Annotated in this window: 20 protein-coding genes and 1 riboswitch; of the genes, 10 read left to right on the top strand and 10 right to left on the bottom strand. The window is 61.8% G+C overall.

What is annotated here, in order from left to right; genetic code table 11:
* Nucleotides 1-45: 45 nt before the first annotated feature.
* The gene (locus FHX10_RS03515) at nt 46-1,164 is read right to left on the bottom strand and encodes an adenylate/guanylate cyclase domain-containing protein (protein ID WP_047610688.1); all 1,119 of its coding nucleotides are present in this window, start codon (nt 1,162-1,164) and stop codon (nt 46-48) included.
* A 217-nt stretch (nt 1,165-1,381) separates the two neighbouring features.
* Between FHX10_RS03515 and FHX10_RS03510 the strand changes: the two genes are divergently transcribed.
* On the top strand, nt 1,382-1,606 hold the full coding sequence (locus tag FHX10_RS03510; protein WP_047610691.1) for a hypothetical protein: 225 nt from the start codon (nt 1,382-1,384) through the stop codon (nt 1,604-1,606).
* Nucleotides 1,607-1,824: 218 nt separating this feature from the next.
* Here the strand turns inward: FHX10_RS03510 and FHX10_RS03505 are convergent, their stop codons facing one another.
* Complete coding sequence (locus FHX10_RS03505) at nt 1,825-2,133, bottom strand: GCG_CRPN prefix-to-repeats domain-containing protein (protein ID WP_018485640.1); 309 nt, start codon at nt 2,131-2,133, stop codon at nt 1,825-1,827.
* Nucleotides 2,134-2,318: 185 nt separating this feature from the next.
* Nucleotides 2,319-2,765: an SRPBCC domain-containing protein gene (locus FHX10_RS03500; protein ID WP_063474682.1), complete on the bottom strand. Its 447-nt coding sequence runs from the start codon at nt 2,763-2,765 to the stop codon at nt 2,319-2,321.
* A 259-nt stretch (nt 2,766-3,024) separates the two neighbouring features.
* A riboswitch (FMN riboswitch) is annotated at nt 3,025-3,167 on the top strand.
* A 78-nt stretch (nt 3,168-3,245) separates the two neighbouring features.
* Between FHX10_RS03500 and FHX10_RS03495 the strand changes: the two genes are divergently transcribed.
* Entirely contained in the window at nt 3,246-3,680 is a 435-nt protein-coding gene (locus FHX10_RS03495) for a 6,7-dimethyl-8-ribityllumazine synthase (protein ID WP_063474681.1), read from the top strand.
* Between the two features lie 282 nt (nt 3,681-3,962).
* Nucleotides 3,963-4,652 (top strand): VOC family protein, encoded by a 690-nt coding sequence (locus FHX10_RS03490; RefSeq protein WP_063474706.1) that lies wholly within the window; start codon nt 3,963-3,965, stop codon nt 4,650-4,652.
* 140 nt (nt 4,653-4,792) lie between these two features.
* Here FHX10_RS03490 and FHX10_RS03485 read toward each other — a convergent pair whose 3' ends face one another.
* Both FHX10_RS03485 and FHX10_RS03480 read right to left on the bottom strand, forming a co-directional pair.
* Nucleotides 4,793-5,326, bottom strand: a complete 534-nt coding sequence (locus FHX10_RS03485) for a cytochrome b (protein ID WP_082849687.1) — start codon at nt 5,324-5,326, stop codon at nt 4,793-4,795.
* A complete protein-coding gene (locus tag FHX10_RS03480) occupies nt 5,307-5,783 on the bottom strand; it encodes a MarR family winged helix-turn-helix transcriptional regulator (protein ID WP_063474679.1) in 477 nt (158 codons plus the stop codon). Before FHX10_RS03480 ends, FHX10_RS03485 begins: the two co-directional genes overlap by 20 nt.
* A gap of 98 nt (nt 5,784-5,881) precedes the next feature.
* Between FHX10_RS03480 and FHX10_RS03475 the strand changes: the two genes are divergently transcribed.
* Nucleotides 5,882-6,250, top strand: a complete 369-nt coding sequence (locus FHX10_RS03475) for an antibiotic biosynthesis monooxygenase family protein (RefSeq protein ID WP_174824441.1) — start codon at nt 5,882-5,884, stop codon at nt 6,248-6,250.
* Between the two features lie 70 nt (nt 6,251-6,320).
* Here the strand turns inward: FHX10_RS03475 and FHX10_RS03470 are convergent, their stop codons facing one another.
* Nucleotides 6,321-7,205 (bottom strand): LysR family transcriptional regulator, encoded by an 885-nt coding sequence (locus tag FHX10_RS03470; protein ID WP_063474677.1) that lies wholly within the window; start codon nt 7,203-7,205, stop codon nt 6,321-6,323.
* A gap of 125 nt (nt 7,206-7,330) precedes the next feature.
* On the opposite strand from FHX10_RS03470, the gene ampC reads away from it, so the two are divergent.
* Nucleotides 7,331-8,488 carry a class C beta-lactamase gene (gene ampC / locus FHX10_RS03465; RefSeq protein WP_063474676.1) on the top strand — a complete coding sequence of 386 codons (1,158 nt, stop codon included), beginning with the start codon at nt 7,331-7,333 and terminating at the stop codon, nt 8,486-8,488.
* Between the two features lie 60 nt (nt 8,489-8,548).
* Here ampC and FHX10_RS03460 read toward each other — a convergent pair whose 3' ends face one another.
* Both FHX10_RS03460 and FHX10_RS03455 read right to left on the bottom strand, forming a co-directional pair.
* On the bottom strand, nt 8,549-9,325 hold the full coding sequence (locus FHX10_RS03460) for a DUF1194 domain-containing protein (RefSeq protein WP_063474675.1): 777 nt from the start codon (nt 9,323-9,325) through the stop codon (nt 8,549-8,551).
* Between the two features lie 113 nt (nt 9,326-9,438).
* On the bottom strand, nt 9,439-10,341 hold the full coding sequence (locus FHX10_RS03455) for a LysR family transcriptional regulator (RefSeq protein ID WP_063474674.1): 903 nt from the start codon (nt 10,339-10,341) through the stop codon (nt 9,439-9,441).
* Nucleotides 10,342-10,535: 194 nt separating this feature from the next.
* Between FHX10_RS03455 and FHX10_RS03450 the strand changes: the two genes are divergently transcribed.
* Both FHX10_RS03450 and FHX10_RS03445 read left to right on the top strand, forming a co-directional pair.
* On the top strand, nt 10,536-11,261 hold the full coding sequence (locus FHX10_RS03450) for an SDR family NAD(P)-dependent oxidoreductase (RefSeq protein ID WP_047611738.1): 726 nt from the start codon (nt 10,536-10,538) through the stop codon (nt 11,259-11,261).
* Nucleotides 11,255-11,743: a RidA family protein gene (locus FHX10_RS03445; RefSeq protein ID WP_063474673.1), complete on the top strand. Its 489-nt coding sequence runs from the start codon at nt 11,255-11,257 to the stop codon at nt 11,741-11,743. The genes FHX10_RS03450 and FHX10_RS03445 overlap by 7 nt, the downstream gene beginning before the upstream one ends.
* A 59-nt stretch (nt 11,744-11,802) precedes the next feature.
* On the opposite strand, the gene FHX10_RS03440 is transcribed toward FHX10_RS03445, so the two are convergent.
* The gene (locus FHX10_RS03440; RefSeq protein ID WP_047610710.1) at nt 11,803-12,342 is read right to left on the bottom strand and encodes a Pycsar system effector family protein; all 540 of its coding nucleotides are present in this window, start codon (nt 12,340-12,342) and stop codon (nt 11,803-11,805) included.
* Nucleotides 12,343-12,471: 129 nt separating this feature from the next.
* Here FHX10_RS03440 and FHX10_RS03435 point away from each other — a divergent pair, with 129 nt between their 5' ends.
* The 3 genes from FHX10_RS03435 (at nt 12,472) to FHX10_RS03425 (ending at nt 19,370) form a co-directional block, all read left to right on the top strand.
* Nucleotides 12,472-16,245 carry a FecR domain-containing protein gene (locus FHX10_RS03435; RefSeq protein ID WP_063474672.1) on the top strand — a complete coding sequence of 1,258 codons (3,774 nt, stop codon included), beginning with the start codon at nt 12,472-12,474 and terminating at the stop codon, nt 16,243-16,245.
* A complete protein-coding gene (locus tag FHX10_RS03430; RefSeq protein ID WP_063474671.1) occupies nt 16,245-18,230 on the top strand; it encodes an adenylate/guanylate cyclase domain-containing protein in 1,986 nt (661 codons plus the stop codon). Before FHX10_RS03435 ends, FHX10_RS03430 begins: the two co-directional genes overlap by 1 nt.
* A gap of 159 nt (nt 18,231-18,389) precedes the next feature.
* Nucleotides 18,390-19,370: an SDR family oxidoreductase gene (locus FHX10_RS03425; protein WP_063474670.1), complete on the top strand. Its 981-nt coding sequence runs from the start codon at nt 18,390-18,392 to the stop codon at nt 19,368-19,370.
* Between the two features lie 118 nt (nt 19,371-19,488).
* Here FHX10_RS03425 and FHX10_RS03420 read toward each other — a convergent pair whose 3' ends face one another.
* Nucleotides 19,489-20,379 carry a LysR family transcriptional regulator gene (locus tag FHX10_RS03420; RefSeq protein ID WP_097542209.1) on the bottom strand — a complete coding sequence of 297 codons (891 nt, stop codon included), beginning with the start codon at nt 20,377-20,379 and terminating at the stop codon, nt 19,489-19,491.
* Between the last annotated feature and the right edge of the window lie 98 nt (nt 20,380-20,477).

Genomic DNA, 20,477 nt, shown 5'->3' with positions numbered 1-20,477 from the left:
TCTTTGCAAAGCTTTCTTTGCAATAATAGATGCCTTGCGCGTGGCTCAATCCGTCGGCAGCGTGAACACCGCACAAGGGTCGGCAATGCCCCGCAAGGTATGCTCTCCCAGCGGCATCAGCGCGGTCGTCGTATTCGCTGCCACGGCACCCGAGATCAGCACGCTTCGGCCGAGCGGCTTGCACAGCCCCTCCAATCGACTGACCAGATTGACGGCGGGGCCGATGGCGGTGAAGTCCAGCCGGTCGGCCGCGCCGATATTGCCCCACAGGATCTCGCCGAAATGCAGCGCCGCGCCGAAGGGCAGCGGCGCCAGCCCCTGCGCCTGCCGCAGTTGGTCGAGATGGGCCATGCCCGCCCGGCTGGCGGCGACCGCGCGAAGGGCGGCCTCGCAGGCTTCGCGATCCCCTTGGGCTGCATCGCCTTCGCCCGACGCAACAGTGACCGGAAAGATCGCCAGCACGCCGTCGCCGATGAACTTCAGCACCTCGCCGCCGAAGGCATGCACTGCGCCGGCGACGCGGTCGAACCAGGCATCCAGCGCTGATATCATCACGTGAGGTTCGGTTACCTCGGAGAGCGCGGTGAAGTCGCGCAGATCGGCGCAGAGAAGCGCCGCGCGGATGGTCTCGCCGGTGCCGCGGGCAAGCGCGCCGGCCTGCACCCGGGCGGCACTGCGCCGGCCGAGATAGGCTTCGAGCAGCGCGGCCCGCGCCTCCCGCGCCGCCAAAGCGGCGAGCGGCGCTGCGGCAAAACGCGCGACCTCGCAGAGCAGGCTGGCTTCGGCCGGAGCGAATGCACCGCCCCCTGCCCCGTCGGCAATCCCTGCCCAGCCGAGTAGCGGGCTGTCCGATGCCTGTTTGTCCCGCGGCGGCCCGATCCTTGCCTCCCATACCGGCCCCAACCCGGCGAGCCACTCGCGCCCGGCCTCACTTTGCGGGGCCGCGGCGAAGGCCAATGCCTCGATGACGGCGCCGGTCTCGGCCCGCCACAGCCAGGTGCGCCGCGCGATGATCGGATGCGGCACCGAAAGCGTCAGCGCCCCGCCGGAAAGCGGCAGGCCATCGGCCAGCAACCGTCGCCCGAGCTCGGCCAGAAACCGTTCGGGACCAGGCGAGGCCCCGGCCTCGTCAACCAGCCAGGCAAGGGGAGACGGCAGATCCATCGCTCAACATCGCATGCCGACGTGGACGTCCGCAAGGATATCGCCGGGGTGATCGTGGAGACGTTTTTCAGCGACCCAGTCCGACGCCTGTAAAAGGCGTCGGCATCGCCTGTCGAAAACCGTCCAGCGCGGTGGAAAACAAAAAATAAACACTTTAAACTTGCGCGACTTTGATTCCATTATAGGATCGTTCGTCATCGTGTGATTGAGGGGTACGATGGGCACGATATTCTGGCCGAAAGATCCGCTGGATGGGGATGACATGACGCTGCTGACGTCGATCCTCCGGCGATGGTGCGAAAGATATCAGGTCGAGCTGACGGCGGAGGAGAGCAGCCGTAAGGCGAAGGAACTCGTCGAATGGTTCGAATTCGGCGTCAAGGATCCTGTCGAGCTTGAAGAACTGATCGACGGCAAGTACTGGCTCGTCAGCAGTATTTGACCATATCGGACAAATGCAGAGAACGCTGCCTGTCAGCGTCGGCGAAGCCGTTTCATCAGAAAAGGCCGGGCGAAAATCGCTCCGGCCTTCGTCCATCTCGATCTCATGCATGTCGCCCAAAAGTGCGCAGCGGTTTTGGGACAACGACATGCATAAATCAAAGACTTAAAGCGCGTCGCATGATTCCGGTTTGACGCGACGCGCTTTAAGCGAGACGTTTAGTCATCATCCCGCCAACGACGGTCGCGATCCCAGCGCCTCTCATGGCGCCAGCGCGGGCCATCCCAATCCCGGTGACGCCGCTCCCAGCCCCAGCGGGGCGGACCACCGTAGAAAGCGACCGGCGGCGGGCGGCGCCAGTTTCGCCGGCATTCGCCCCAGCGGGTCAGGTGCCAGCCGCGACCGCAGGCATAGTCGACCTTCGTCACATTGCTCTGCACATTGATTGTTCCAATCGGCATCGCCTCAGCTGTACCGATAGAGAGGCTGCCGGCAAGCAAGGCAGCCGCGATAGAAAGTGCCTTCATCGAGAACTCCATTTCAATCCAGCCGCAATCACTTTAGGAGCGCCAAATTGAACTGGAGATGAACTGCGCGTTCATGTTTGCGGGAGCAAAAGAAGCGCTTTCGGACAGCCGATCGCAGCGCCGGCCGGCAGTATTCCCCGATGCGGCAAACGCTTCCGGGCACCCTGCTGCCGGCGCAAAACCGTTCATGTCCTGCCGTAAAAAGGATCGGGACCCGGATCACGCCCGGCGGCAACATCGGTCAGCCGTCCGAGATAGTGGGCCCAGCCTTCCTCATGGCCGGCGCATTGGTCGGCGCTGGGCAGGCCGCTATGGGTGAGCCGCAGCAGCGTTCCGCCGCCCTGCTCGATGAGGTCGATCTCGACCAGGCTCGATCCCGGCGGCACCACTTCGCTGCCGTCCCAGCCGAAACTGTAGGCAAGGCGATGAACCGGTACCACCTCGCGAAACGAGCCGCGCGCAAAGCGGGCGCCGGTGACATTGACGAGATAGAGCCCGCCCGGTTGCGGCTCGACCTGCGCCTCCGTTCCCATCCAGCGCAGGATCTTCTCCGGATCGGTCATCAGCGCGAACACCGCAGCCGGCGGCGCCGCGATATGCGCCTCGCGGTGAACGACGAAAGATTCTGGCATCACTCCCTCCCATGGTGGCTGTCGCCTGCCCCGCCTCGGGCGAAGACGGCGTATCCTGTTCCGTCATGTTGTTCCGACGTGGATGTCCTCACCCGAGCATGTAGGCGCAAGCCCATCCTCAGCAAGAGGCATCGGCTGTTCGCCATCGACGGAGAAACGAAACCGCCACTTTGCGAGCCTTGATCCGCATCGACAGATTCATCGATCACGAAAGCATTTCCGACCTATTGCCAGCCCGCCGCCTTCCCCCTATTGTCGCCGCCGTTCTCAGGGCGGGGTGAAAGTCCCTACCGGCGGTATGCAGTTTCGATTGCGAGCCCGCGAGCGCCTTCTTAGGAAGGGTCAGCAGATCAGGTGAGATGCCTGAGCCGACGGTCATAGTCCGGATGAAAGAGAACGTACGTTCCTGCCGCCCTTGCGGCTGTCGGGAACGTTCGTGATCGCCTTGGGTGATGTGTCTGTTCGCCAAAGGAGATTACCATGACACCCACCCGCTACGCCTTCGTCAAAGCCAGCTGGCACGCCGACATCGTCGACCGCGCCCTTGATGGCTTCTATCAGCTCGTTCCGGCCGAGCAGGTCGATGTGTTCGATGTTCCCGGCGCATTCGAGATGCCGCTGCTGTCGCGCGATCTCGCCGCAACCGGGCGCTATGGCGCCGTCATTGCCGCCGCCTTCGTCGTCGACGGCGGCATTTACCGCCACGAATTCGTCGCGCAGGCCGTCGTCGATGGGCTGATGCGCGCCGGCATGGATACCGGCGTGCCGGTGCTGTCGGTTTCGCTGACGCCGCATCAGTATCAGGAAACCGAACACCACAAGCAGATCTACCGTGCGCACTTCATCGAAAAAGGGCGCGAGGCAGCAAAGGCAGCCCTGACGATCGGCAAAACCCGCGCAGCTCTCGCCGCGTAGTGGGATCCATCTTCCCGAACGCGGCTCGATGAGCCGCAACACAAGAGCGAAGACGGCGGGAACAAACCCGCCGCCTCACCGGATCGACTGACCTTGCCACCCCGCGGGTCGGAAACGACACGTCCGCGGATCGGAGCAACAGGCCTTGTGTCGCAGCGGAATCCGCCAATACCGGCCAAATCCGACAGAATAATTGATTCGACGGCCCGACCGCGCTGTGGTCCACTGACCGCTGACATGTATCGCCATTCTTAACGCATCCCAAACCCCATGGAGCTGAAGATGAGCAATGCACTGCGCAGCGAAACCCCCATGCAAACCCCAAAATCACAGCCTGTCGACACCAAGCTCGAGGTGGTCGTCATCCCCGTTTCCGATGTCGACCGCGCCAAACGTTTTTACGACGGCTTGGGTTGGCGGCTCGACGCCGACTTTGCAAATGACGCCGATTTCCGTGTGATCCAGTTTACCCCGCCCGGCTCCGGCTGCGCGATCATCTTCGGCAAGAATGTCACTGCCGCAGCCCCGGGTTCCGCCCAGGGACTCTACCTGGTCGTCTCCGATATCGAGGCTGCCCGTCGCGATCTGATCGCCCGCGGCGTCGAGGTCAGCGACGTGTTTCATGACGCTGCCGGCGTCTATGCCGGCAGGGACGAGCCCTATCTGTTCGGGCGGCTGCGCATCGCCGGCCGCGATCCCGAACATCGCAGCTACCGCTCCTTCGCCTCGTTCAAGGATCCGGACGGCAACGGCTGGCTGTTCCAGGAAGTCACCACGCGGCTGCCCGGACGCATCGACGCCGACGAAACGAAATTCACGACTTCCACCGAGCTTGCGGCAGCACTGCGCCGCGCGGCAACCGCCCACGGCGAACACGAGAAGCGAAACGGCGGCAAGCACGACGAAGGCTGGCCGGACTGGTACGCCGAATACATGGTCAGCGAACAGGCCGGCAAGCAGTTGCCGCTATAGGCACGGGCTCCAGCGTCATCGCAGACGGCAACATCGTTTGACAAGCGTCTCGGCACGCATCGCGCCGAGACGTTTTATCGTGTCTGCCTTCCTCGTAGCGGCTCTCGGTTCAGACACCCTCGCCGCCTCGTCAGCCGACCTCAGCCGCCATACCACATCCGCCGCAGCAGGTGATCGCCGCGGACGAGTTGGTGAAAGAGCGCAGCGCCGGCATGGAAGACCAGCAGGCCGACAAGCAGCAAGGCGCCTAACCCATGCGGGCCACGCGGCGGATAGGCAGTGAAATCAGGCAGCATGGCGCCGGGTGTCCCGAAGACGGCGGGGGCGGCACCGCTGAGGATCATCATCCCGATGCCGCTGGCGACCATGCCGAGAATGAAGACGTAAAAGGCGACGTGGACAAAGCGCGCGAGGCGCGCCTGCCAGCGAGGCGATGCCTTAACCGGCGCAGGCTTGCGATCGAAACGCCACCACCAGACAAGGCGAAGAGCCGTGAGAAGCAGGACGATGACCGCCACCGGAATGTGGAAGCGCAGCAGCCCAGCCTTGGTCACCGCGTCCACGGCGTTGGCGGCCCGGAAGCCGGAGCCGAGCAGCGCCAGGATCAGAACCGCGCTCAGCCAGTGGATCGAGACCGCTATTGCGCCATAGCGATCAGGCCTGCTCTTCAACATCTCCATTTCCTTCCAGTTTGCTGCGCAGCGCCTTCATGACGGCGTGCGTGGTTTTGAGATCCTCGACCTGAAGCCCTTCGGAGAGCATATCGACCCACGGCGCCTGCAGGTGCATGGCGGTTTCATATGCCTGTTTTCCCTTGTCCGTCAGCACGACGAGCTGTGCCCGCCGGTGATGCGGATTGGGCTGGAACGCCAGAAGCCCTTCCTTGTCCAGATCGTTGACGATGCGCTGGACGTTCTGGCGGTTGGCCCCCATGTCGCGCGCCAGCCACGCGACTGGCTGCGGCCGATCTGCCGTGGCCACAGTGCCGAGGACATGCCATCGGGCGCTCGTCAGACCGAGCCCCTCGACGAGCTTGTCGCCCGCGTTGATCATCCGGTTGTTGAGCCGGAAGAGATCCAGAATGAGGTCGGTCAAGGCTGTTCCAGCCGGGCTTCGCTGAGGTTTTTGCATTTGTCACCATGTACCTATATTGACATTATGGTGTCAAAGGAAATATGTATCCTTATCACCAGATTGACATCATGTAACCAATTCAGATGGAGCCGACCATGTCACTCATGCGTCCGATGGACCCCGCCTTCCCGATCGATCGTCAAATCGCGCTCGATGCTTCCGCGATCGTCCTCATCAATCTCTTCACGCTCGACAAGGCCGACGAGCAGGCCTTCCTTGAAGCCTGGCAGGCCGATGCGGCCTTCATGAAACGCCAGCCGGGCTTCATCTCGACCCAGCTTCACCGGGCTATCGGCGAAAGTCCTGCCTATCTCAACTATGCCGTCTGGGAATCGACCGCCGACTTCAGGGCGGCATTCTCGCATCCAGAGTTCAGGGCAAAGCTCTCCTCCTACCCGTCCTCGGCCGTTGCCTCCCCGCACCTCTTCCAGAAGGTCGCCGTGCCGGGCATCTGCGTCGCCTAGGAAGCCCGTTCCCTGAGAGCGGGCACATGGATCTTCGCGGTCCGGTCCCTCGACTCCGCGCCAGAAGGTCTCATTGAGATGTGGAAGACATCTGCGACATTATCCAATCGGAAAATGCGAGCATGGCTGCCGTTGGCGGCCTTGATTGAAGTCGGGTCAGCCAATAGCTCCCCAATGATATCGTCGTGGGAAAGGGTTGGTTTAGAGCCCCTGACGACAGGTGCCTGGAAAACATCGACGGCGGCGCCAGAGCGATTCCCAATCCTTGCAGCGCCGCCTCCGTCATGGCGACGGAAGAGTCGAAAACGATGCCTGCGTTGACCTGCGCCGCAGGAGGAACATCCGCTGCCGCGAACCAGGTGCTCCACTCGTCGGCCCTGTAACTGCGCAAAAGCGTCGCCTCGAGCAGGTCTGCGGGCGACCTTAAACGCTCCGCCAATTTGGGGGTGCAGAGTGGAGAGAGCGGAGCGTCGAACAGACGCGAGGCTTCCGTGCCGTGCCAGGAGCCGCTGCCAAAGCGAATGGCGAGATCCAGTCCTTCAGCGGCCATGTCGACGCGATTATTGTTTGTCGAAATGCGCACGTCGATGAAGGGATGACGCTGTTGAAAATCCGGAAGCCTTGGCAATAACCAGCCGACAGCAAAGGTTCCGACGACGCCCAAAAACAGCAATTCCCGAACCTGACCGGCTTCAATCCTGTCCAGCGTGATTGCCATTTGATCGAAGGAAGTGGTCAACGTCGGCAAAAGAGCTTCACCTTCTGCGGTGATTTTCAGGCCCCTTGGAAGGCGCTGGAAAAGGGCAACGCCCAATCGCTTCTCCAGGCTTTTGACCTGCTGGCTGACAGCGGCCTGGGTAACACAAAGCTCGATCGCGGCGCGGGTGAAGCTGAGATGTCTCGCCGAAGCTTCAAAGGCCCTCAAGCCATTCAAAGGAAGGAATTGCCGAACCATTTTAGCCCTAGATTTTCTTGTGTTTCCTCCGAGATATCATCGTTTGCCGCCACAAAACAGTGCCGCTAAATGCCATGCTCATGCGCCCTTTGGCGCTGAGAAAGCTGCTTCCAGAGGATGAAAAAATGAAGTGTGACTGGCTAGGAATTCTATCGGCCGCATTGGTCTCGACATGCGTTTCTACAAGTGGCTTTGCGGCCGACGAGATGAAGCTCAAAGCCATCTCGGACGCTGCGATCAAACCGGTCATGGACAAATACGGCATCCCCGGCATGGCCGTTGCCATCACCGTCGACGGCGAGAACCACATCTTCAATTACGGTGTCGTCTCGAAGGACACCGGCAGGCCGGTCACTGCGACCACCATGTTCGAACTGGGATCGATCAGCAAAACATTTACGGTGACCCTGACATCCTACGCGGAAGCGATCGGCCGACTTTCACTGTCGGATCAGGTCAGCAAATATCTTCCGTCGATGAAGGGAAAGCCTTTCGGCGAAGTCGCGCTGATGAATTTGGCCACGCATACGGCTGGTGGGTTTCCGCTGCAGGTTCCCGATGACATCAAAACCGAAAAACAACTGATCGACTATTTTAAAACCTGGCGCCCCTCATACGAGGCTGGGACCCATCGAACTTACGCCAATCCAAGCATTGGAATGCTTGGATATATAACGGCGAAAAGCATGGATGAGGGTTTCGTCGCTTTGATGGAAGGCAAATTGTTTCCCTCCCTTGGATTGAAAAGCACGTTCATCGATGTGCCGAAATCGCGAATGGCGGACTATGCCCAAGGCTACAAGCGGAGCGGCGATCCCGCCCGGATGACGTCGGCATCTCTTTCATCGGAAGCCTATGGTGTCAAATCGACAGCGAGCGACATGATCCGGTTCGTCGACGCGAACATGGGCCTGGTCAAGCTGGACGAGACGTTCCAGCGGGCGATCACGAATACGCATCGGGAATACTTCGATGTCGGCGCGATGACCCAAGACCTTATTTGGGAGCAGTATTCCTATCCCACCACGCTGACGACGTTGATGGACAACAATTCCAGCGCGATGCTGAAGACCATTCCCGTCAAGCAACTGACGCCTGCAGCGGAGCCGCGCGACGATCAATGGATCAACAAAACCGGCTCGACGAATGGTTTCGGCGCCTATGTAGCCTTCATCCCGAAAGAGCGGATTGGCATCGTCATCCTGGCCAACAAAAACTATCCCAACGAGGATCGCGTCTCTGCCGCTTACCGAATACTGACTGATATAATTTCGGCGCCCTGACCCGGTAGAGCATGATGCCGAAAAGTGTGCGCGGTTTTCGGACGACATCCGGTTCTGGCATCAGCGGTCGAACATGTCCCGCCATTGCTTCTCACCGATCAGGCAGTCGGCACCCGTCTCGCCGCCGGCTGTTTTCTGCACCGTCGCCGGCGGGGAAAGGCCGCTGATCTCCAGCACCAACTTGCGGCGCACGGCAACGGCAAAATCCTCGATCTTGCGGACCGGCAGCACGAAGGCGCCGGGCCCGCCGATCACGCAGTCCGCATAATATTTGTCGAGCCCGTTGGGCGCATCGGAAGGTCGCAGCATGATGGCCAGGCCGTTGATGATCATGCCTGCTTCCACCGCCTTGTCGCGGGCGGGGCTGACGGGATTGCCCGAATTGTTCGGCCCGTCGCCGGAGACATCGATCACCTGTCGTCTGGACTGAAAGGGACTGGAAACGATCATGCTGGCGCCCTGGGCGATCGCGGTGGAGATCGATGTGCGCCGCTGCGTGGCAATCGGCCGGGCTTCGAGCTTGTCGGCAAAAGCGATCGCATCCTCTTCCGTCTCGATCACCTGCCAGTCGATCACCGAATCCTGGACGACATAACCGGCCCATTCGAAATAGCTGATGGCGATGCGGCCGGTCAGCCCGCCCTTCACCGCGTCGATGAATTCCTTGTGCTTGAGCGCTTCGACATAACCCTCGCGCTGGATGCCGATCTCCTCGAAATCCATCGACCGCGAGGTGTCGACGGCGAGCACCAGCGTCACGTCGACCTCGCTTCCCCCCGCCTGCGCGGCCGGGACGAGGCCGGAAAGACCCATAAGCACCGCAAGTGTCGTCAGCATTGGCAATCCAATCCCCGCACCATCCAGGCCAGCGAACTCTAACACAGCTTGGCCGACGCAGGATGCCCGGCCGTGCGCCCAGCTTCAATTTTCGGTGATGGAATCGAAAGCCGTCAATGCAAGGGAAGCCACAAGGGGCTCTTCCATGTTTTCAGCGCCTCGAGAAAGACCTGCAACCGGGAGGGCAGGAAGCGGCGCGTGGGATAGACGGCATGCACGAAAATTTCTTCGGACGACCAGTCCGGCAGCAGGCGGATAAGCTCGCCGCTTTTGATCTGCTCGTCGCAATAGGTCGAAGGCAACAACCCGATCCCGTGTCCGCGATAGGTGAAGGCGCTCACCGCATCGAAATCCCGGCTCGATACCGGCCCCGATACATGCACGTCGACCGATTTGCGCCCGCTGACGAGATGCCATTCCGCTTCGCCGTTGCGACCGTTCAGCAGAACGCACTGATGGTCCTTCAGGTCTTCGGGCTTTAAGGGAAGCACCCTGCCCTTCAGGTAGTCCGGCGCGGCGACCAGATAGCGTACGCTCTTCCCGAGCCGCTGCGCAACGATGGTCGAATCCTTGAGATCGCCGAAGCGGATGCCGAGATCAATGTTCTCCGCGATCAGATCAAGGAACAGGTTGGTGACGAAGAGATCGACCTGAATCTTCGGATATGTCTTCAGGAAGGCCGAGACGAATTCGTAGAAGGCCTCCTGTCCAAAAATGACGGGCACGGAGATCTTCAGCAGACCTTCAGGTTTTTTCTGGGTCTCGGTCAGCACCTCCTCGGCGTCGAGGAGATGGGCAAGCGGTTCACTGCACTGATCGAAATAGGCCCTTCCCTGCGCCGTGAGGCTCAGCTTGCGGGTCGTCCGCTGCAGCAGCGTCACGCCGAGTTGCTCCTCCAGCGACGTCACCTTCCTGCTGACGGTCGACACCGGCATGCCAAGTGAATGGGCCGCACGGCTGAAGCTGCCATACTGCGCCACCTTCACGAAAACGGCGATGTCATTCAGATCGACCATGCCGGGATTTTTGCATATGTGCAAAAGAGAATCCAGATATTTCCATCTAATCGAGTAATGGAGTTTTCGCCATATTCACCCTGCGAAAACAATCACAACCCGATGGAGGCGCATTCGCAGCAGCCCCATCTCGAGCGACCCCGCCTTCGCAAAGCCAAGGCCCGCGTTGCCCGAACCAGTTTATGGAGATCAGCATGACTACGGGAAAAACAGTCATCGTCACGGGCGCCTCCCAGGGTATCGGAGCCGGGCTCGTCAACGCCTTCATCGAGCGCGGTTACAATGTCGTTGCCACCTCGCGCCAGGTCAGCGCCTCAGAGGCGTTCCAAGCCTCCGACAAGCTGGCGCTCGTTGACGGCGACATCGGCGATGCCGAAACCGCAGCGCGGGTAGCAAGAACCGCAATCGACCGGTTCGGCTCGATCGACGGCCTCGTCAACAATGCCGGCATTTTCCTAGCCAAGCCGTTCGTCGATTTCACAATGGCCGACTTCAATAAATTGTCCTCGACCAATCTCGAAGGCTTCATCCACCTGACCCAACTGGTCGTCAGGCAGATGCTCGCGCAGAAAACCGGCGGCAGCGTCGTCAGCATCACCACGCCATTGACCGATCATCCGATCGCCGGCTTCTCCGCCTCGGTGTCGATGATGACCAAGGGCGGCATCAACGCCATCTCCAAGAACCTGGCGATGGAATATGCAAACGAGAAAATTCGCTTCAACATTGTGGCTCCCGGCGTGGTGGACACGCCGCTGCACAAGGACAATCCGAAGGATTTCCTGAAGACGTTGTCGCCGATAACAGGCATATCCAACGTCGAGGAGATCGTCGACGCTGTCATCTTCCTGACCGAAGCGCCGCGCGTAACCGGGGAGGTGCTGCACGTCGACGGCGGCGCACATCTGGGCAAATGGTAAACCATGCAAAAGCGCAGGCAGCCGGCGCGGAACGACGGCTGCAGGAACTCGGCATCACCCTTCCCCCGCCGCCGACGCCCTTCGGCGCCTATGTCGAAGCGACAAGGACCGGCAATCTGGTCTTCTTCAGCGGGATGCTGCCCGTCGTCGGTCATGAGCCCCGCTATATCGGCCGCGTCGGCGGTGCCCTGACGGTCGAAGACGGCAGGAAGGCGGCCGAAACGGCAACGCTGAGCGCGCTTGCGGCCGCCAGGGACTATCTGGGCTCGCTGGAAAGGGTCGCCAGAGTCGTCAAGCTCGGCGTCTACATCGCGACCGAAGGTGATTTCCGCGACCATCCGAAGGTGGCCGACGGAGCATCCGAAATGCTGCTTGCTGTCTTCGGCGAGGAAAAGCTCTCAGGCCGCGTCGTGCTCGGTGTCGCCAGCCTGCCCCTCGGCCTGCCGATCGAACTGGAGCTCGTCCTCGAAGTTGATGGCTGAAAGCAGCCGGGCATGTTGCGGCATGCCCGGCCAAAGCGTCCGCATCAGACTTGATGCGCTCACACCGCCACCAACAGCAGCACATAGGCGATCACACTCACCATCAGCCCGCGGAACGCGAAGGTAACGCAGCGGTATTTGCTGCGGGCGATGGCGGAGAGGATGTTGGCGTTTTCGAGATATTGGTCGAAAAGATAGCGTTCGTCTCGCCGCAGCGCCGCCTCGAAGAACAGATCGCGGTGGTTGTGCCATGCGCCCCAGAACAGCGAGGTCGAGCTGTCCAAACGGCGAGGCAGCACGACGAGGATCGCCGACAGGATGGAAAAGACCGAAGCGGCAGCAAGCAGGCCCGAGAACAACATGCTCCCTGGCGCCCCATTCGCGTAGCGAGCCGGGCTGAAGACTGCCCTCACCTCGCTAGAGCTCACCAGGAAGGCCAGCATGAAAGTAAAGATATAGGCAGCCTTCTGATCGGAGATCTTGATCTGATCATAGAATATATCATTGATTTTCTTGATGTGGTCGAAATAACCGGCGCCAATGTCACCTGTCGACGGTTCGCTTGGCATAAGTTCAGTTGCACTCTCGAATTCACTCACCTGAATACTCCACCCCAAAAGTGTTTCCCTGATATTACACTTCACAGCGAATTCAAGAACACGTGTGCAACGCGCTTGACTTTTCTTTTCTACATGGACAAAGGGGAAGTGGGGTTTGGGGTTGGGGTCATGCTGGGTCGCTGGAAAAACATCTGTCGCGCCGGGGTGGCGCTTACGCTTGTCGTGCCGGGCTTTTCCCCGGCGGCGGCCGACCCGGTGCAACGTGCAACACCGGTCGCCGGATCCGTCATCGCCCGCAAGACCGGCGAGGAGGTCCGCTTCATCGACGTGTCGAACTGGCGCGTCGTCGACATCCATCAGGATCTGCTGACTGGCGACGTGCTGCGCACCAATGCCAACGGCCAGCTCGCCATCGTCTTTTCCGATCACACCCAGGTTCGCCTCGGCCGCAATTCCTCGCTACAGGTCAAGAAGATGGCCGCAAGCGGCGACACGACGCTGGAGCTGCAATCAGGAACGATCTGGGCGCGCGCCGAGCGCGGCGGCCAAGGCCTGACGGTGGAAACGCCGGCGGCCGCAGCCGCCATCCGCGGCACCGATTGGACCATGACGGTCGAGGGCGACAAGACCTCGATGATCGTGCTCGAGGGCCGCGTCGCGCTCAGCAACCCACAGGGCAGCGTCGAAGTGAGCGAAGGTGAAGGCGCCGTCGCCACCATCGGTCAGGCGCCGCGCAAGCTCGTTATCGTCACGCCCGACGATCGCGAGCAGATGCTGTTTTACCTGAACCTGCGAGACGGCTTCGGCCTGATGCCGACCTCGCCGCTGCCGGCAGGCCGCATGGCCGACGAGCGCCGCCGGCTGCTGGCATTGCCGCCGGAGCGTCGCACAACCGAGGACTGGCTGGAGCTTGCCGAAGTGCAGAGCGCCTTCGACGGCCGGCAGGTCGCCGCAGAGACGCTTCAGCAGGTTCGGAGCCGCAAGCTGACGACCGCCCAGAAGGCGCGCGTCGACCTGATCGATGCCACGATCGCCGGCTCCGAAAAACGTTACGACGAAGCCGCAAGGCTGTTTGCGACGGCACTGCCGCATCTCGACGCCAACCGCCGGAACATGGCGCAGTATGGCGCTTACTTCGCCCGCTCGCTTGCCGATCCCGCCCATGTCGAAAAACCGCCGTCGGCTGCCGTCGGTCCCTATGGCGCGATCATGAAGGCCTACACCGCCGGCTTCCTAGAAAACCCGCGCGCCGCTCTCGATGTGATCAGCCAAGCAGAGAAGCGTTTTCCCGACGATCCCACCCTACCCGCAATCCGCGCCCAACTGGCGCAGCTGATCGATGACCGCGCCCAGATGCAGGAGGCCGTGAACCGCGCCCTCTCGCTCGATCCCAACCATCCGATCGCCCTTGCCGCGCGCGCCTCCTACAAGGCGAGCTATGAAAGCGATATCGACGGCGCCCTCGCCGATCTGAACCGCGCCATCGAGCTTGCGCCCGGGGCATCGGGATCGTTGAACTCGCTGGGCCTGCTGCAGAGCGCCCGCGATGCCAATGGCGAGGCCGAGGCGGCCTTCCTGAAGGCGATCGCGCTCGATCCGCAGGACCCGGTTCCCCACGGCAATCTTGCCATCCTGTACCTGGACCAATCCAGGATGAAGGATGCCAAGCGCGAGATCGACACAGCGCTCGCCGTCGATCCGTCCTACGACATCGCTCTCCTCGCCCGCGGCCGCTACTACCTGCAGACCGGCGAGCGCGACAAGGCGCTGGCGGACTTGCTGGCGGCCAGCACCGCCAATCCGGCGCATTCGCAGTCGCAGCTGATGCTTGCCGCCGCCCACTACGAAAAGGGCGACCGTCTCCCCTCCGAGCAAGCGGTCGACAATGCCGACAGGCTCGACAAGAACGATCCCGTCATCTCTTCCTTCCGCACTGCCGTCGATATCGACGATTACGACGCCGACGGCGCGATCCGCAACGCCCAGGAGTTTCTCCGCCGCTCAAGGGCGCGCGGCGGCGATTACAGCGCGCTCGGCGCCAACCAGGACGCCGGCTCGACCCTGAACAACGCCTTCCGCCTCCAGGGCCTGGACGCTTGGGGCCGCTATTATGGCGATGCGGTCTTCAGTCCCTTCGAAGGCAGCGGCTATACCGACCAGTCGATCAAGGGCAGCATCTTTCCCTTCAGCAATGCGACTGATTTCGGCGACGACAATATCAGCCAGTACCGCCTCAACACGTCGAGCTTCTCCTCGCTCTTCCAGGGCCTGCTGCTCGATCCGCATATGCTGTCGGGCCGTTCGCGCTCGGCCACGCTTCTGCGCACTCCTTTCATCGAAGGTTCGCTCGGCGGCGGCATCAACAGCGTCGACGGCCATACCAGACGCATCGGCGAGGCAGAAATCCAGGGCTTCTCCAACGAAACCATCCCGCTCAGCTTCTACGGCAACCTGAACTGGGAGGAGATCGCCCGCGACGGCGACTATACGGATTTCGGCGGCTTCTCCACCGACAACAAGATCCTCAGCGGCAACGGTTATCTCACAGCGACGATTACCCCGGATGACCGCGTCGTCGCCTACTTCAATGGCGCCAAACGCGATTTCGACCTCGACACATTGAGCAGCAATTCCCAGCTGTCGACCATTCTGAACGACGGCCTGTTCATTCCCCTGCTCGGCTTCCCTCTGGCACCCGACGAATTGCCGCTTTATCAGACCCGGCGCGACATCATCACGACGACCAATGCCGGCATCGGCTGGAGCCACACATTCGGCTATGAAAACGTGCTGAATGCAGCGCTGCTCTATTCCGGCACGCGAACGAAGACCACCGACGAACTAGCGTTCGATTGGGAGACGGTGCCGTTCCTTGGCGGTCCCGGCACCGATATCCGCCCTTTCGGACAGATCAGCCAGGACCAGAGCTCGAAGACCTATGTCGCCGCCCTCAACCACGATATCGGCGCGGGACCCATGACCTTCCGCTATGGCATCGAGGGCGGCTGGATCGATACCCACAACAGCAGCTTCCTCCACATCGAGGATATCGTTCCGGGCTTCCTCGACGGCACGACGCTCGGCCCCACGGAGGCCGACAACCGCGTCGACATTGCCCGCGCCTATCTCGACGTGCTGCACGAGATCACGCCTGATCTGAAGGGCGAATATGCGCTGTTCGGCACCCGCATGTCAGGCGACGGCGTCGATGTCAGCCGGCTGGAGCCGCGCTTCGGCCTTGCCTGGGCGCCCGTCCAGAACCATTGGCTGCGCGCCGCCTTCATGCGCCAGAGCGTCGACACCGGCGTTCCGACCCTTGCCCCGGTCGGCATCCTCGGCCTGCAGCCGAACCAGTTTTCGGTCGGCATCGAAGGTTATAGCGATACGGTGGCGCTGCAATGGGATGCAGAGTGGACCGACCGCTTCTTCACCTCGGTCGAATACCAGCACCAGGAACTGCATGATTTCTCGATCGATTTTCCGTTGATCTCGCTTCCGGCAGCCGACAGCCTGCCGCTGTCACGCGGCAGCATCGACCGCGCCGCCGTCACCGCCAACGTCGCCCTCGGCTATGGCTTCGGCCTGTCCGCCACCTATGCCTACATGGAGTCGGAGAACAAGGACCCGCTGGAGCCGAACTACGGCGGCTCGCTTCCATTCATTCCGAAAAATTCCGGCCAGATCGCCCTGACCTGGGTCAATGAGGCCAAGGTCAAGGCGACGGTGGCGGCCAACTATATCGGCGAACGCGACGGCGACGATCTCGGCACCAAGCTCGACGACTATTGGAGCCTCGACGCCCACCTGATCTGGGAACCCCTGGACAAGCGCATCGCGCTGGAGGCGGCCGCCTATAACCTGCTCGACGAGGATTTCGAGCTGACGCCCGGCGTACCCGGCTGGGGCCGCGCCTTCAAGGGCACGCTCAAAGTCCGCTTCTGATGCAGGCGCAGGACAAGCCTCGGCAGGTCGGACCCGCCAGCCGGCAAGCCGAAAGCCGTCATCTCAGGCTGCTGGTGCTGGCGCTTGCAACGCTGGTCGCCATCTCGCTCTTGTCGCGCCTGCCCGCCTGGTCGCTGCTCGAGCTCAGAAGCTTCGACTATCTCTCGACCGTCGACGATCCGCGCCCGCCACCCGGCGGACCCGTGATCGTCGCCATCGACGAGCCATCGCTTGCCGATATCAATGCGCAATGGCCCTGGCCGCGCAGCCTGCATGCCGAACTCGTCAGGCAGCTGCGCGCGGCCGGCGCCCGTGTCATCGGCCTCGACATCATCATGGCCGAACCGTCGAACCCCGACAATGATGCGGCAATCACCGAGGCCGTCGGCCCCGATGTCGTGCTCGCCGGCGATGAAACGCTGATCGAAACGCCGCAGGCCTCGCAGCTGATCCGCGCCACGCCGCTGCCGCAGCTGACCGAAGCGGGTGCGGTGACCGGCATCGCCTCCATCGATCTCAGCGGCGACGGCACGTTCCGGCGCATTCCAGGCTATGAGGACGGTTTTGCCGCCATGCTGATGAAGACGGCGTCGGGAGCAGCAAACATAGCCTTGCCCTCCGGCCGGCTCATCCAGTCCTTCGGCCCGGCCCGCTCCTATCCGACGGTCTCCTACTACCAGGCGCTCGACCCCGAGAATCTGCTGCCGCCGGGTTATTTCAAGGACCGCGTCGTGCTCGTCGGCCTCAGCCTGCAGAATGCACCTGCGATCGACAAGGGCGGCGTCGATGCCTTTGCCTCGCCCTATACCGTGCATACCGGCAAGCTCGTCTCCGGCGTCGAGATCCAGGCGACGATCTACGACAATATCCGCCGTGGCCTGTCGATCACGGAGGCTCGTCTGCCGCTGGTCGCCGCCTGCATTCTGATCTCGGTGCTGCTGGCCGCCGCCACCGTCTGGCGTTCGACGGGATGGCTGACGATCGTCGCCAGCGCCGCCGCACTCATCGCCTTCGCGGCAGCGAGTTTTGCCGGCATGCGCTTTGCCCATGTCTTCGTCTCGCCGCTCGGCCCAGTCGTCGCCTATGTCTCGGTCGCCTTCGGCCAGGCGGCCTTCGATTATGCCGAGGAGCGCCGCAACAAGCGGCAGATCATTCGCGCCTTCGCCCAATATATCTCGCCCGATCTGGTCCGCCGCCTGTCGAACGATCCCTCGCAGCTGAAGCTCGGCGGCGAGCGGCGCACGCTCTCGGTGCTGTTTTCCGATGTGCGGGGGTTCACCACCATCGCCGAGACGCTGAAGGACGATCCGGAGCAACTGACCGGCCTGATCAACCGGCTGCTGACGCCGCTCTCCGACGTGGTGATGGATCACGGCGGCACGATCGACAAATATATGGGCGATTGCATCATGGCCTTCTGGAACGCGCCACTCGACGATCCCGACCACGCGCTCCATGCGGTGCGCACCTCGCTTGCCATGCAGGCGGCGATATCGAGGCTGAACAGCCAGCTGGAGCGGGAGGCGGCGATACGCGGCGACAAGCCGCATGTGCTGAAGATGGGCGTCGGCATCAACACCGGTGAATGCATCGTCGGCAATATGGGCTCGACCCGCCGCTTCGACTACTCCTGCCTCGGCGACAGCGTCAACCTCGCCTCCCGCCTCGAAGGCGCCTCGAAGAATTATGGCGTCGCCCTGTTGCTCGGCGAGGAAACCGCCAGGCTGGTCGCCGATACCTACACCGTCGTCGAACTCGACCGCATCATCGTCAAGGGCCGCACCGTGCCCTCACCGGTCTATACCGTCGTGCACAAAGCCGATGCTGAAGCGCTTGCCGCCCACCAGGCTTTCATCGAGACGAAATATGCCGGCACACTTGCGCCAGCCGACCCCGCCTTCGACAGGCTGGCCGCTGATATCCCCGAGCTTGCCGCCTACTACGCGATCGTGCGGGATGCGCTGGTGGGCGATGGTGGGGAATGATGGCCACTTGTACGGCAGGCGATCAGTGACGGCTTTCGGCTCAACGCGACCCCGCTCGCGGCGCAATCTTCGGTGCACGAGATTTGCGGGAGACGATTACGTTCTTTCGCGCTATGAAGGGTGATCACCAGATCCCGCCCATAGACCCCGAGGTCACTCATGGCTTTGAAAGTTCTTTTCATTGGCGGCACCGGCCAGATTTCCTATCCCTGCGTCGACCGCGCCGTTGCTGAGGGCCATCATGTCAGCGTCTTTAATCGCGGCTTGAGAAGCGACCCATTGCCTGCGGGGGTGACCTCGATCGTCGGTGAACTTGGGTCGACCGCCTATGCGGATCTCGCCAGGGCCAATTATGATGTCGTATGCCAATTCATCGCCTTCACGCCCGATCAGGTGGCGCGCGACATCGAGCTGTTTGCGGGCAATTGCGGTCAGTATATTTTCATCTCTTCGGCCTCGGTCTATGAAAAGCCGCCGCGTCACTACGTGATCACCGAGGAGACGCCGGCGATCAATCCCTACTGGCCCTACAGCCAGGCCAAGATCGCCTGCGAGGAATTGCTCAAGAAGTCCAGCAATCTGGCCTGGACGATCATCCGCCCCAGCCACACCGTTCGCACCGGCCTGCCGATCATGATGGGCGATAGCGACGTCATGGCGAGACGCATGCTGGACGGCGAACCCACCATCGTGGCGGGCGATGGCCACACGCCCTGGACACTGACCCGCTCCGTCGATTTCGCAGTGCCTTTCGTCGGGCTTTTCGGCAAGAAAGCAGCGCTCGGCGAGATTTTCCACATCACCTCCGATCGCGCCCACATCTGGGACGATATCCAGAAGACGATTGCAAGATTGCTGGGCGTAGAAGCCAAGATCGTCCACGTACCGACCGACACCCTGATCAGGTACAATCCGGATTGGAGAGGCCCGCTGGTCGGCGACAAGGCCTGGACGGCCATCTTCGACAATTCGAAGGTCAAGCGCGTGGCGGGTGACTTCACCTGTGCCGAGAGCCTGGATAAAATCCTGGCTGAGCCGATCATGCACCTCAAACAGCGCCTGGCCAAAAGCCGTCCGCCAAAAGGTGAACTTGATGCCCTGATCGACAGGATATGCGCCGCGCAAAGCGCTCTCGGCTAGCGCGCCGCGTGCCCCTTCGGACGCAGAAAGGACGCTCTAGCACTTTCAATCCTCGCATCGTGCTTTCCGAAAATCGATTCCGATTTTCGGGTCGATGCGCTGGGCATGTCCCGACCCGTCAGCTCGCCAAAGTCAGGCCGCCGTAACGGCTGACTTCATTCTCGATTTCGGCGACCAGCGTATCGAGCGCCGGATTTCGCGCCTTTCGGGCGCGGCGCACCACATAGGCCAGGGCGGGAGGTGTGGGCAGGCGGTTGGTGATGATATTCATCTCGGGGCGCAGGTGGCGCCCGTTCAGAAGCGCCACACCCAGGGCGGATGTGACCGCCGAGACGATTCCGGCGGCGCTGGCGCATTCGAACACCGTCTCGAGCAGCGTGTCGCCGTCCTGCCCGATATCAAGCGCCCATTGGCGATAGAAGCATTCGTCGTCAAAAGACAGGAATGGAATGGGACCACTCGGCGGCAGAGGCAAGTCCGCATGCTTCACCCAGTAGAGCTGCTCCCGGAAAAGGACGATATCGGTCGGGCGAACCTCGTGGGCAAAGATCTGCACGATCGCAGCATCGAGCTCGCCCCGCTCCAGCATCCCCCTGAGAACCAGACTCATTCTGACCTTGGTGCGCACCGCGACATCAGGATGGAGACGACGAAACCGGCCCAATATGCGGGCAAGGTCCGTGCAGGTCGTGTCCTCGGTCAGCCCCAGCGCGATGCGCCCGGCGAGCGGCGTTTTCGTCAGGCTGAGAAGCGCTTCGTCATGAAGGCCAAGGATACGTTCGGCATAATCCAGCAAGTCCTCTCCGGCGGCGGTGAACATGGCCGAGCCTGATTTGCGGCTGAGCAAATCGCAATCGAGGCTGACCTCGAGCCGCTTGATCTTATGGCTGACGGCCGATTGCGACAGACCGAGCGCCTCGGCGGCGCGGGTGACTCCACCATGACGGCGAACGGACCACAGGACCCGCAACGCGTCTATTTCCAATCGTCGGCTGTTGAGTTCGGTCACGGCGGCGCCCTCTGCTCACTGTGTCGCAAAATCTATGCATGGAGCTGGTCGGCCTGACAAGTCGCCATCGATAAAGCGAGCGTCTTGTCATGTCACGA

Source organism: Rhizobium sp. BK591 (assembly GCF_014195045.1).
In the GTDB taxonomy this organism is placed as follows: Bacteria; Pseudomonadota; Alphaproteobacteria; order Rhizobiales; family Rhizobiaceae; genus Rhizobium; species Rhizobium anhuiense.
This window is presented reverse-complemented; position numbering and strand designations above follow the sequence as displayed.

Bases quoted from the DNA above. Each gene is read 5' to 3' on its own strand.
- FHX10_RS03425 (WP_063474670.1), top strand. From the start codon at position 18,390: ATGGCTTTGAAAGTTCTTTTCATTGGCGGCACCGGCCAGATTTCCTAT.
- FHX10_RS03460 (WP_063474675.1), bottom strand. From the start codon at position 9,325: ATGCTGACGACACTTGCGGTGCTTATGGGTCTTTCCGGCCTCGTCCCG.
- FHX10_RS03500 (WP_063474682.1), bottom strand. From the start codon at position 2,765: ATGCCAGAATCTTTCGTCGTTCACCGCGAGGCGCATATCGCGGCGCCG.
- FHX10_RS03445 (WP_063474673.1), top strand. From the start codon at position 11,255: ATGGTAAACCATGCAAAAGCGCAGGCAGCCGGCGCGGAACGACGGCTG.
- FHX10_RS03510 (WP_047610691.1), top strand. From the start codon at position 1,382: ATGGGCACGATATTCTGGCCGAAAGATCCGCTGGATGGGGATGACATG.
- FHX10_RS03490 (WP_063474706.1), top strand. From the start codon at position 3,963: ATGAGCAATGCACTGCGCAGCGAAACCCCCATGCAAACCCCAAAATCA.
- FHX10_RS03505 (WP_018485640.1), bottom strand. From the start codon at position 2,133: ATGAAGGCACTTTCTATCGCGGCTGCCTTGCTTGCCGGCAGCCTCTCT.
- FHX10_RS03435 (WP_063474672.1), top strand. From the start codon at position 12,472: ATGCTGGGTCGCTGGAAAAACATCTGTCGCGCCGGGGTGGCGCTTACG.
- FHX10_RS03495 (WP_063474681.1), top strand. From the start codon at position 3,246: ATGACACCCACCCGCTACGCCTTCGTCAAAGCCAGCTGGCACGCCGAC.
- FHX10_RS03455 (WP_063474674.1), bottom strand. From the start codon at position 10,341: ATGGTCGATCTGAATGACATCGCCGTTTTCGTGAAGGTGGCGCAGTAT.
- FHX10_RS03430 (WP_063474671.1), top strand. From the start codon at position 16,245: ATGCAGGCGCAGGACAAGCCTCGGCAGGTCGGACCCGCCAGCCGGCAA.
- FHX10_RS03475 (WP_174824441.1), top strand. From the start codon at position 5,882: ATGTCACTCATGCGTCCGATGGACCCCGCCTTCCCGATCGATCGTCAA.
- FHX10_RS03480 (WP_063474679.1), bottom strand. From the start codon at position 5,783: ATGCAAAAACCTCAGCGAAGCCCGGCTGGAACAGCCTTGACCGACCTC.
- FHX10_RS03470 (WP_063474677.1), bottom strand. From the start codon at position 7,205: ATGGTTCGGCAATTCCTTCCTTTGAATGGCTTGAGGGCCTTTGAAGCT.
- FHX10_RS03485 (WP_082849687.1), bottom strand. From the start codon at position 5,326: ATGTTGAAGAGCAGGCCTGATCGCTATGGCGCAATAGCGGTCTCGATC.
- ampC (WP_063474676.1), top strand. From the start codon at position 7,331: ATGAAGTGTGACTGGCTAGGAATTCTATCGGCCGCATTGGTCTCGACA.
- FHX10_RS03450 (WP_047611738.1), top strand. From the start codon at position 10,536: ATGACTACGGGAAAAACAGTCATCGTCACGGGCGCCTCCCAGGGTATC.
- FHX10_RS03515 (WP_047610688.1), bottom strand. From the start codon at position 1,164: ATGGATCTGCCGTCTCCCCTTGCCTGGCTGGTTGACGAGGCCGGGGCC.